9 protein-coding genes and 1 riboswitch are annotated in these 11,306 nt (G+C 68.8%); of the genes, 4 read left to right on the top strand and 5 right to left on the bottom strand.

The genetic code is table 11. The annotated features are described in order from the left end of the window. Positions 1 to 26: 26 nt before the first annotated feature. The 3 genes from FBZ87_RS10240 to FBZ87_RS10230 form a co-directional block, all read right to left on the bottom strand. Entirely contained in the window at positions 27 to 419 is a 393-nt protein-coding gene (locus FBZ87_RS10240; RefSeq protein ID WP_145610214.1) for a catalase-related domain-containing protein, read from the bottom strand. A 176-nt stretch (positions 420 to 595) separates the two neighbouring features. Further along, positions 596 to 1,660 carry an EAL domain-containing protein gene (locus tag FBZ87_RS10235; RefSeq protein WP_145610213.1) on the bottom strand — a complete coding sequence of 355 codons (1,065 nt, stop codon included), beginning with the start codon at positions 1,658 to 1,660 and terminating at the stop codon, positions 596 to 598. A gap of 192 nt (positions 1,661 to 1,852) precedes the next feature. Next, positions 1,853 to 3,049 carry a cytochrome-c peroxidase gene (locus FBZ87_RS10230; RefSeq protein WP_145610212.1) on the bottom strand — a complete coding sequence of 399 codons (1,197 nt, stop codon included), beginning with the start codon at positions 3,047 to 3,049 and terminating at the stop codon, positions 1,853 to 1,855. Between the two features lie 160 nt (positions 3,050 to 3,209). Between FBZ87_RS10230 and FBZ87_RS10225 the strand changes: the two genes are divergently transcribed. After that, complete coding sequence (locus FBZ87_RS10225) at positions 3,210 to 4,751, top strand: acid phosphatase (RefSeq protein WP_425465727.1); 1,542 nt, start codon at positions 3,210 to 3,212, stop codon at positions 4,749 to 4,751. 74 nt (positions 4,752 to 4,825) lie between these two features. On the opposite strand, the gene FBZ87_RS10220 is transcribed toward FBZ87_RS10225, so the two are convergent. Beyond that, positions 4,826 to 5,554 carry a TonB-dependent receptor gene (locus FBZ87_RS10220; RefSeq protein WP_145610210.1) on the bottom strand — a complete coding sequence of 243 codons (729 nt, stop codon included), beginning with the start codon at positions 5,552 to 5,554 and terminating at the stop codon, positions 4,826 to 4,828. A 228-nt stretch (positions 5,555 to 5,782) separates the two neighbouring features. On the opposite strand from FBZ87_RS10220, the gene FBZ87_RS10215 reads away from it, so the two are divergent. Then, positions 5,783 to 6,502 carry a 4'-phosphopantetheinyl transferase family protein gene (locus FBZ87_RS10215; RefSeq protein ID WP_186454686.1) on the top strand — a complete coding sequence of 240 codons (720 nt, stop codon included), beginning with the start codon at positions 5,783 to 5,785 and terminating at the stop codon, positions 6,500 to 6,502. Here FBZ87_RS10215 and FBZ87_RS10210 read toward each other — a convergent pair whose 3' ends face one another. Next, positions 6,503 to 8,545: a TonB-dependent receptor gene (locus tag FBZ87_RS10210; RefSeq protein WP_145610208.1), complete on the bottom strand. Its 2,043-nt coding sequence runs from the start codon at positions 8,543 to 8,545 to the stop codon at positions 6,503 to 6,505. Positions 8,546 to 8,684: 139 nt separating this feature from the next. Then, positions 8,685 to 8,914, bottom strand: a riboswitch (cobalamin riboswitch). Between the two features lie 397 nt (positions 8,915 to 9,311). Here FBZ87_RS10210 and FBZ87_RS10205 point away from each other — a divergent pair. Both FBZ87_RS10205 and FBZ87_RS10200 read left to right on the top strand, forming a co-directional pair. Further along, on the top strand, positions 9,312 to 10,919 hold the full coding sequence (locus tag FBZ87_RS10205; RefSeq protein WP_246134331.1) for a DEAD/DEAH box helicase: 1,608 nt from the start codon (positions 9,312 to 9,314) through the stop codon (positions 10,917 to 10,919). 49 nt (positions 10,920 to 10,968) lie between these two features. Next, positions 10,969 to 11,205, top strand: coding sequence for a hypothetical protein (locus FBZ87_RS10200; protein WP_145610207.1), 237 nt, complete (start codon positions 10,969 to 10,971; stop codon positions 11,203 to 11,205). Positions 11,206 to 11,306: the final 101 nt, after the last annotated feature.

Genomic DNA, 11,306 nt, shown 5'->3' with positions numbered 1-11,306 from the left:
GAAATTCCAGGCCGGAGACCTTCCGGTCACCCGGCCTGGTTACCGGCATCCACCAGGGTGGGAAGTGATATGCCCAGGCGGGCGGCGACGCCGGCGCCGTAGGCCGGGTCGGTACGGCCGAAATGGGCCAGTTGCCGCTGTTGCAGGGCGACGGGCATGCCCCGCATACTGGCGGCGACATCGTCCATCAGGATGGCGCGCTGGGCTGGGCTCAACAGCCGGAACAGGGCGTTCATGCTGGCCATGATGCGTGCTCCTTCATTGAGCGTTGGGCTGCTGGGCGTTGGGACCATCATCGCGTCCGCCCGGTTGGCGTCGGCCCGGTCGTTGGCGGCGGGTTGATGGCTGACGTCGGCCAGACCGGGTACGGATTCGACGCGGCCGCAGGTCATGCAGAACAGGGCGGGATAGCGGGCCATTCACGTCATCTCCTACGGGCTGGGCACGCGTTGGCTTGGGGGGGACCAGGCGGCCGGTTGATCCAACGGTGCACAGCATGATCGTCGCCGGCGCCCTTGGATTGTACGGGGCAGCGGCCTTTTGTTCGTCTGTGTGGCGACATTGGGCCGCGCCGGGCCGGCCTGGAAAGATCCGCTTACAGCGACAAGGTCAGGGCCGGCTGAGCCTGCTGGGCAAAGGCGATCAAGTCGGGCGCCGGCATGGGCCGGGCGTAGACGTAGCCCTGGATGTGGCGCACGCCCATCTGGCCCAGGCGGTCGCGTGTTTCCCAATCCTCCACCCCTTCCGCCACCAGCGACAGCCCCAGATCGCGGGCGATGGCCACGCTGGCCCGCACGATGGCGTCGGCGCGGGGGTCGTCGCGCAAGGTGCGGATGAAGCTCTGGTCCAGCTTGATGCCGGTGAAGGGGATGCGGTGCAGCACGCTGAGCGAGGCGTAGCCGGTGCCGAAGTCGTCAAGGTACACGGCCATGCCGGCCTGGCGCAGGGTGGTCACCGCCTTGTTGACCACATCGAAATGCACGATCGACTGGGTTTCCGTCAGTTCCACCCGAATGGCGCCATGGGGCACGCCGTACTGGTCGCACAGGGCGATCAGGTGGTCCACCAGGTCACTGGCCTCCAGATCCTCCACCGACAGGTTGATGGAGATGGGGATGTCCAGGTCATGCAGCTCGCGCCAGGTGGCGGCGGTGCGCACCGCGTGTTCCACGATGGCCTTGGTCAGCAGGCGGATCAGGCCGCCGCGCTCCGCCAGGCCGATGAATTGGCCGGGGGACAGCATGGTGCCGTCGGCCTTGACCCAGCGGGCCAGCGCCTCGACCGCCACCACCTTGCCGCTGTCGGCGTCCACCACGGGCTGGAAGTGCGGCTGAATCTCGCCACGCACCAGCGCCTGGGGCAGGCTGCGCAGGATGCGCCGCTCCTCCGGCGAGAAGCGGGTGTGGGGGATCAGGTCCCAGATGCGGCGGGCCAGATAGACGACCAGGCCAGCGATGGCTGCCAGTGCCAGCAGGCTCAGCATTTCTCCCCGCGCCATGCTGAGGCCCGTGGCCTCCGCCACCACGTCGCGCAGGCCGTCCCAGGTCAGGACGGCCAGCAGGACAGCCAGCAGGGCGCCGCCGGCCAGCAGGTTCAGCAACCCGCTGTCGTGCCGGGTGGGGGAAAGCAGGGGCAGGAACATGGCATGCTCGTGGATCATGCGGGCATCCCCCGCAGGGTGCCTCATAGGATGCAATTTTACTGTGATGGCCATCGCCGGTTGCCCCCGTCATCCCCGTCATCGACGGGGCTGATCATGGCGGCGCCACCCCAGTCTCGTAATCCCTACCTAGGTGTTAGCCGCCGGTCGCCCAAGTGCGGCCAACTGTCATCATCCTGAGATGCGCCTGGACTATGGTCCGGCGGTTTTCGGGGCCGGCCAGCTATCCGTCAGGGTGCCCAGAAAGGCGATGATGTCGTGAATGTCCCGATCGTTCAGCGCCGGCGGATCGCCCGGCCGCCGGCCGAAGGGCGCCTCCATGTTGATGGCCGCCGGCACCGTGCCATGCGCGGCCACCGGCAGGTCGTCAAACTTCATGACGCTGCCGCCGGTCCGGCGCGGGTACCATTTGCCGGGGTCGCTGTCGCGCTCCGCATAGAACTCCATCACCTGCCGCAGGGTGTGGAAGACGCCGTTGTGCATGAACACCTGGCGCAGCGCCACATTGCGCAGGGTGGGGGTGCGGAAGCGGCCGCAGTAATTGGCGACGCCGGTGAAATCCGTGCGCAGCGGCCCGCACAGGCCCTGGTCGAAATAGCGGGGGTCGGCGTTGGCCGGGATGTCGCGGTTGCGCGGCACCCCGATGGCGATCAAGCCATAGTCGGTGAAGTGCGGCGGCGTGCCGTCGTTGCCGCGCCGGCTGACGTGGCAGCTGGCGCAGTTGCCGCGCGCCGGATCCTCGAACGCCTCCAACCCGCGCCGTTCTTCGTCCGTCAGCGTCGCCTTGCCCGCCAGAAAGGCGTCGTACTTGCTGGTATAGGGATGGAACAGGGCCCCGTCTTGCTGGAACACATCCAGCGCCCGCAGCGCCAGGTCCACCACGTCCGCCCGTTCCCCCGCTGTCCCGCCCATCGCGGCGCGCAGCTGGGCGCCATAGCCCGCCCGCTCCAGCCGGACACGCAGATCGGCAGGATCGGTGTTGCCCATCTCGAACGGGCTGAACAGGGGGACGCGGGCCTGTTCCCGCTGGCCGTCCACCCGGCCGTCCCAGGTCAGGCCGCCGGTGGGGCCGTTGTCGATGCTCTCATCCCCTTCATCCTCCGGCGTGCGGTAGTGTTCGGCGAAGGGGGGCACGTCCTGCAAGTACATGAGGGACGGCACGGCGCGCAGGCCCGGCGTTCTGCCGTTCGCGCCGCCCAGGCGCACGGCCGCCCCGTCGGGCGGGCCGAAGGCGTGCGCCGGGTCGTGGCAGCTGGCGCAGGCGAGGGTGCCGCTGGCCGACAGGCTGGGGTCGAAGAACAGCCGCCGCCCCACCTCCGCCAGGGCTGCCGCCTGGCGGCGCACCTCTTCCCGGCTCAGGCCCTGGGCCTTGGCGGGGGGCGGGACCATCAACCAGCCGGCCCCCAGGCCCAGGAAAATCGCCGCACCCAGCGCCACGCGGCCGCGCCGGGGGATGTGTTTTTTCGTGTCTGCGTATAAGACCTTCAGCAAAAGCGAAACGACGAAGAAGGGGAACATCATGGCAGTGGGCATGGGGCGGAGCGGAAGCTTGCGTCAGGGTGTGGCCGCGGTGGCGCTGGCCGCCGGCATCATGGCAGGGTTCGGTGACCAGGCGATGGCGGCCAAGCCGGCCGATGGCCTGGACAAGATAAAGACCGTGGTGGTGATTTACGCGGAAAACCGCGGCTTCGACAACCTGTACGGCACCTTCCCCGGCGCCAACGGCATCGCCAACGCCCCGCCGGACAGCCTGGCGCAGCGCGACCGCGACGGGTCGGTCCTCAAGGAACTGCCCCCCATCTGGAAGGGCCTGACCGCCCGCGGCGTGACGCCGGAGGTGACGCAGGCCCAGACGGAGCATCTGCCCAACCAGCCCTTCGCCATCGACGACCCCAAGGGTTTCAACCTGGGCCAGGGCGTTGTGACCCGCGACCTGGTGCACCGGTTCTACGAGAACCAGATGCAGATCGACGGCGGCAAGAACGACAGGTTCGTGGCCTACGCCGACAGCGGCGCCCTGGTCATGGGCCATTACGACGGTGCCAAGCAGGCGATGTGGACGCTGGCGCAGCAGTACACGCTGGCCGACAACTTCTTCATGGGCGGATTCGGCGGTTCCTTCTTCAACCACTTCGTCCTGATCTGCTCGTGCGCGCCCTATTATCCGCATGCCGACCAGGGCCCGGCCAAGGGGTCGATCTCGGTGGTGGAACCCGACCGTGTCAGCCTGACGCTGGCGCCCAACTCGCCCAAGTCAGCCCTCGAGGGTGTGCCGAAATTCGTGAACAGCGGCAACCTGACGCCCGACTTCTATGCCGTGAACACCATGCAGCCGCCCTATCAACCCAGCGCCAACAAACCGGTGCAGGGCGGCGATCCCGCGCTGGCCGATCCGGCCAACCCCACGACGCTGCCGCCGCAGACCATGACCAACATCGGCGACCTGCTGAGCCAGAAGAAGGTCAGCTGGGCCTGGTACAGCGGTGCCTGGCAGGCCACGCTGGACCACGGCAACGCCGAGCCCGTGCCTAACTTCCAGTACCACCACCAGCCCTTCAACTACTTCGCCAGCACCGCCCCGGGCACGAAGGCGCGCAAGGAGCACCTGCGCGACGGCGGGCTGGAGGGCAAGGCCTTCATCAAGGACATCGACGCCGGCACGCTGCCCGCCGTCACCTTCTACAAGCCCCAGGGAAACCTGACCCAGCACTCCGGCTATGCCGACGTGGCCTCGGGCGACGCCCACATCGCCGACATCGTGAAGCACCTGCAGGCCTCGCCGCAGTGGAAGAACATGCTGGTGGTGGTGACCTATGACGAGAACGGCGGCTACTGGGACCACGTGGCCCCGCCCAAGGCCGACCGCTGGGGCCCCGGCACCCGCATCCCTGCCATCATCATCTCGCCCTACGCCAAGAGGGGCTATATCGACCACACCTTCTACGACACCACCTCCATCCTGCGCTTCATCACCCGCCGCTTCGACCTGCCCAAGCTGGAAGGCATCAAGCAGCGCGACGCCGCCCTGGCCGCCAACGGCAGCCCGGCCCTGGGCGACCTGACCGGGGCGCTGGATCTCGCCCAGAAATAGGTGGCCGAGGGGTTCAGATTTAAGCGGAGCGGGCGCCGGCGACGGCGCCCGTCTTCGTTTCAGCCCGTTTCACTTCAGAACACGTACTTCACCGTCAGGCTCAACACCGGGTACCAGCTGTAGTCCTTCACATCATCGCGCAGTTCCTGGCGCTCGGCTTCTAGGCGGCTTTCGAAGTCGGGGGTGGTGGTGACGGGGCCGCTGGCGTCGAGGGAGACCTTGGGCGTGCCGTGGTACATGGCGCCGAGGTCGAAGCCGAAGCGCCAGTGGTCGGCCACCGCGCCCTCGTAGCCCACGCCGACGTAAGGGGCGAAGCGGTTGAAGGCGATCTTGCCGTTCAGGCTGCCGACCTCGCTGGCGGTGTAGGTCATGCCGTGGATGGTGTAGGTGGCGTTCCGCGGCGTGCCCTTCAGGTCGACCTCGTTCAGGTTCAGGCGCGCGCCGGCGGTTACGCGCCAGCCGTCGCCGAAGGGATGCAGGTCGGCCAGCAGGCCGAAGGACTCCAGCGTGGCGTCGCCGTCATAGCGGACGTCGCGCACCGTGTGGTTGGCGGAAAAGCTGAAGCCGTTGGCGTTGAGGCGCAGGCCGAAACGGTCATCGAAGCGGGCACCGACCTCCGCCCCCAGGCCCAGGGTGCTGACCACCGGCCCGACGCTCAGCAAGGGACCCCAGCCCGCCGGATCGGCCGTCTGCGCCTGGGCGGTGAGCGCGGCGGACACGGTCGCCAGCGCCACTGTGGCGGCCAGGATGCGGCGGGCGTTGCGGCGGTTGGGCATAGTCGTCGGGGCTCCGGTCACGGTCATGCTGCGCTTCAACAGGCTGGCCGCACGCCGTGTTCCTTGGGGATTCGGGGGATCATTTTCCGGATAGGGCGGCAATACCTTCGGCGATGGGGATATCCCCAGCCGTAGCGGGGCAATATATGGATTACCGCGTCGGTTGGGGGCCGGGGGACCGGGCCCTTGACAGGGGGCGGCCGGGCGCCTGTTCTGGCCGGGCTTTCTGATCCCCTGTCGCCTGAACGGATGACCATGCCGCTGCTGCGGACCCTGCCCCTGAGCACGCTGGATGACGCGGCCTATGACCGCCTGTGGCCCCTGCTGGATGAGGGGGAACGGGCGCGGGCCCGTCGCTTTGTGTTCGAGGTCAACCGGCGGGAATATGTGGCGGCCCACGGCCTGGCCCGGCTGTGGCTGGGCCGCCTGCTGGGCCGGCCGCCGGCGGCGCTGGCCTTCGCCCCCCTCACACCGCAGGGCAAGCCTGGTCTGGTGGACGCGCCGGTGGGGCTGGATTTCAACCTGTCGCACACCGACGGCCTGGTGGCCTGTGCCGTGACCCTGGAGGTTGGCACACGGATAGGCGTGGATGTGGAGCGCGGCGAACGCCGCATCGGGGCGGAGTTGGCGGCGGCCATGTTCGCGGCGGAGGAACTGGCTTGGCTGGATGCCCGCCCCGCCGGGCGCAGCGGGCGGGATCTGGTGACCTTCTGGACCCTGAAGGAGGCCTACATCAAGGCCCTGGGCCTGGGCCTGTCGTTGCCCACCGACAGCTTCGCGATCGCGCCGGATGGCCCGACCTTGGTCCGCGGCGGCGGCTCCCTGCCGGCGGGCCAGGCTTGCCGGCTGTGGGTGCGCGACCTGTCCAGCGGTCACGCGGCCGCCGTGGCCTGGATGGGACCGGCCTGGATGGAAGGGAAGGGCCAGCCCCCCACCGATCTGGTGATGGAGGAGGGGCTGGCCGACCTGTGGTGATCAGAAACTTTGGGCCACGGTAAACCGGACGGAGCGGGGCTCCAGCGGGTGGGCGTGCAGATCGCCGACACCTTCCGCCGGTTCGCCCTTCAGGCGGTCGGTGTAATAATAGTCGGCGGCGTCATCCTTGCTGTCGAAGACGTTGTAGAGGCCGATGCCGAAGCGCAGGCCGCTTTGCAGCGTGTAGTTGGCCGTCAGGTTCCATTCCTGGCTGCCCGCCGAGTGCACGCTGTTGTCCTCGACCAGCGGGTGGGCGCCGAAATAGCGGTACTCCACGCCACCTGACCAGGGGCCGAGATCGCGCAGATAGATCCCCAGCGAGCCGATCAGCTTGGGCGCGTCGGGGATGAAGCTGCCGGCTGGATCGCTATCGGTATAGCGGGCGTGGCTGAAGGCGACGCTGCCGTAGAATTCCAGCCAGCCGAATGGGTTGTAGGTGGTATTCAGCTCCACCCCGCGCCGGCGGCTGGGGCGCCCCGCCTCCGTCTGGCCGACGTCGGCGTCGTAGGTCAGCTCCGACGCGAAATCCATCTGGAAGGCCGTCAGCGTGGCGGTCAGGTTGGGCAGGATGGTGCTGCGGATGCCCACCTCCTCGCCATCGGCCTTGGCCAGCAAGGGGGCGTTCCCCTGCGACGCTCCCCGCACGTCGTCGCTGTGGAAGCCGCGGCCGGCGCTGAGGTAGACCTCAGTTCCCTGCCACAGGGTGGCGATGGCGCTGCCCTTCGGCTGGAACAGGCGGGCCGCCACCACGCCGGCGTTGCTGCCGTGGTCGGTGGCGGCCAGGTAGTCCTCCCGCATGCCCACCACGGTCCGCAGCCAAGGCGTCCAATGGCTGGTCGCCTGGACATAGGCGCCGCCGCCGGTCTCCTGAACGTTGTCGTTGCTCAGCTGGGCATAGGCCACGCGGGCTCGGGTCGCCCGCAGGTCGACATGCACATCGTCGAAGCGGGTGTCCAGGCCGGCGACCACCTCATGGTCCAGGCCCAGCAGGTTCAAGGGACGGCTGTAGCTGATGGCGCCGCCGGCAACCATGCGGTTCTCATCCTGGGCGTGCTGGTCGCCCTGGACGGGATTGTCCAGGAAATGGGTGAAGTTGTTCCACAGCGTCAGCTGGTTGTTGATAACATAGGCGTTGGCCGTCACCTCGCCGCCAGCCAGCCAGCCGGCATCCACCGGCATGGCAAAGGTGCCCGACAGGCTCATGCGCCGCGCCTGGCCGCCATCCGTGGGGTCCAGGGTGCCATAGCGGCCGATCAGGCCTTGCGCGATGGCGCGTTCCGGCTGGTCGGTGGTGGCGTTCCACAGGCCACGGTAATACATGGCCGTGACGCTGAAGCCGTCGGCCCGCGCGCCCTGGCTGTAGCGCAGCACGGCATTGCCCTTGCGCAAATTGTCCGGATGGTCCCAGGGCCCGTCATAATGCACCAGCTCACCGCCCGCCATCAGCTGGCCGGCGCCCAACGCCGTAGCGCCGGCGGCGAAGGCACGCTGATAGCCCAGCGTGCCCGCCGTCAGCGCCACCTGGGCCGGAAGCTGGTCCAGGTAAGCCATCTGGATGGAACCGACGGCGGAGAAGTCGCCCTGCGCCGCGAAGTAGGGGCCCTTGGTGTAGCCGATGCCGCGGGCCAGTTCGGGAATCACGAAATTCAGGTCGGTGTAGCCCTGGCCATGCGCATGGGTGCGCATGTTCACCGGCATGCCGTCCACGCTGGTGGCCATGTCGGTGCCGTGGTCCAGGTTGAAGCCACGCAGCAGATACTGGTTGGCCTTGCCCTCGCCACTGTGGCTGGTGACCACCAGGCCCGGCACGGTCTCCAGCATCTGGCCCACACGGTAGGCCGGCAGCAACTCCAGTTCCTCCTTCACCACCACCCCTTGGCTGGAGGTGGCGGCGGCGCCGATGAGATCGCGGCGGGCGGCGGTAACCAGCACGTCGTCGACGGTGTTGGACGCGGTGTCGGCGGCATCGTCGGTGGCGGCGAAGGCCGCCGGGCTGGTCAAGACCAGCAGCGCGGTTGTTATTCCGGGAACGAAACGACCCATGTTTGTTGGCCTCTGGCAACGTGACACGTCACCACGGGCCAAAGACCGGATCGCCCATCCACCGGCCTGGATATCCCCCAAGCGGCCGGGACGGCGGGCGCCCTTTCCCCACTGGTGCACCCCGCCCAATGTGCCCGTGCGTGACCACGGCGTGACGGCAGGTCTCCTGGCTCACGGGTCATCACCCTGGCACCGCCTTCCCGGTTTCCCAGTGGCTTCGATCCCCGCCGCGATAGCATGCGCGGGGATGGTGTCGGGCTCGCCGTTCACAGTTGCGGGGGCAGCCGCGGCGTCGGGGAGGGGATTCCCCACCGCGTTCCCTTTTCATCCCGCCCGGTCAGGGCGGGAACCGTCAGGGCTTTTCTACGGGGAATTGTAGGCGCATGCAAACGCGATGTCGCTGCGTTGGGGGGTGAGCACCCTGGCGAACAAGCTTGGCGGTTGTGTGACAACGGCCACCCACGCCGGGGCATGGCAGCAATTCGGGGGGCTTCGAGCGATTTCCCTTGTACCTGGGACCGGTCACAGCCACTTATGCGGTCTTAGGGAATGGATGGCATCATCCGTTCCCATGCCGGGCCGCTGGGCCTGGCGGTATCCCCCGGGTGGCGCGTAGCGGTGGCGGCCAAATCGCCCCTGTAGCACCCAGGGCATACTCGACCTTCTGACACATGCCTGCCGGCACGCGCCCGGGCAAGGGCTTGACCGCGATCCGCGGCCGCGAGAAACGAACGCGGCCGGCGCGTCGCCCTGGGATTCCAAGACATTGACCGCTTTCGACACCCTTTCCCTGCGGCCTGAGATTCAGGCCGCCCTGGCCCAGCTGGGCCATCACACCGCCACCCCCATCCAGGCGCGGGCCATTCCCCATGCGCTGGAGGGCCGCGACATCCTGGGCATCGCCCAGACGGGCACCGGCAAGACCGCCGCCTTCACCCTGCCCATCCTGCAGCGCCTGGGGGCCGCCCCGTCGGCCCTGCCGCTGCGCATGCCCCGCGCCCTAATCCTGACCCCGACGCGTGAGCTGGCGGTGCAGATCGGCGAGAGCATCACCAACTACGGCGTGGGCCTGAAGCTCAGCCACACCGTCATCCTGGGCGGCGTCGGCCAGGGCAGCCAGGTGAAGGCGCTGGCCAACGGCATCGATATCCTGGTGGCCACCCCCGGCCGCTTGCTGGACCTGATGACCCAGGGCCACGTGCGCCTGGACAAGGTCGAGGTGCTGGTGCTGGACGAAGCCGACCGCATGCTGGACATGGGCTTCATCCACAGCCTGCGGAAGATCATGGCCAAGCTGCCGGTCAACCGGCAGACGCTGTTCTTCTCCGCCACCATGCCGGCCGACGTGTCGGAACTGGCGGGCAAGATGCTGCGCGACCCGCTGCGGGTCGAGGTCACGCCCGTTTCCACCACGGCGGAGCGCATCGAGCAGAAGGTCATCTTCGTGCCGGCGGCGGAAAAGCGCCACGTGCTGGTCGACCTGATCCGCGGCGATGCCGGCATGCAGCGCAGCATCGTCTTCACCCGCACCAAGCATGGCGCCAACCGCGTGTCGGCCCAGCTGGAGCAGGCGGGCATCGAGGCCGCCGCCATTCACGGCAACAAGTCGCAGAACGCCCGGCAGAAGGCGCTGGACGGTTTCCGCGCCGGTACCGTCCGGGTGCTGGTGGCGACCGACATCGCGGCGCGCGGCATCGACGTGGACGGCGTCACCCACGTGGTGAACTTTGAGCTGCCCAACGAGCCGGAGACCTATGTCCACCGCATCGGCCGCACCGCCCGCGCCGGCGCCTCCGGCGTTGCCGTGTCGCTGTGCACGGCCGACGGGGATGAGCGCATCTACCTGCGCGATATCGAGAAGCTGATCCGCAAGTCCATCCCGGTGGGTGAGCGGCCCGAGGCCACGCCCCAGGCCGCCGCCGCCCCGGTGAGCCGTCCGCCCCTGCCGGCCCGCCAGCCGCGCAACGGCGGCGGCAATGGCGGTCGCGGGCAGCCCCGCGGCCAGCGCAGCGCCGAGGGCCAGGCGGAGGCTCGGCCCCAGGGCCAGCGGCCCGCCCGTAACGACGGCCAGCGGCCCGCCCGTGCCGACGGTCAGCGTCCTCGCGCCGAGGGCAACCGCCCGCAGGGCCAGGGTCCGCGCCCCGAGGGCGCACGGCCTGAAGGTGGCCGCCAGCAGCAGCAAGCCCGTCCCCAGGGCCAGCGTCCGGCCCAGCCGCAGGGGCAGCGTCCGAACGCCCCCCGTCCGGCCGCGCCACGCCCCGTCCAGGATGGTCGTGGCACCCAGTTCTCCAGTTTCGTGGCGGCCTTGAACGCCAACGAAGACCAGCAGCAGCCGGCGCGCGAGGATCGCAACCGCCCGCGTCGCCGCCGCTGAGCCGTACCACGCCTGAGTTGTGATGGTTCTTTAGGAAGAGGAGGTCCCCATGGGCCGCAGCAGCAAGCCGAAATCCAAGTCCGTCAGCGAATTCGTCCTGTTCGACGTCCTGTATGACGATGGTTCGCGGTCGTCCAACCGCCGCGTCCCCTCGTCCGAACTGGGCGGCCTGGACGGTGACGAGCCCGCCCGCGCCATCATCGAGGCGCAGGACCGCGAAATCGCCGCCATGTCCGGCAACCCGCGTGGCCGCATCAAGTCGCTGACCCGCTCGCCGGTCCGGTGAGCGCCGGGCTGATCCATCCGCATCGCCGACGCGTATTGAGAAACGTCCCGTGCCCAGGCGCGGGGCGTTTTTCTTTTTGGCTTTGCGGGGAGGAAAAGGCC

It is taken from the genome of Nitrospirillum amazonense (genome assembly GCF_007828035.1).
Lineage (GTDB): Bacteria > Pseudomonadota > Alphaproteobacteria > Azospirillales > Azospirillaceae > Nitrospirillum > Nitrospirillum amazonense.
Note: the sequence above shows the minus strand (reverse complement) of the source record. Positions and strands in the feature narration are given on the sequence as shown.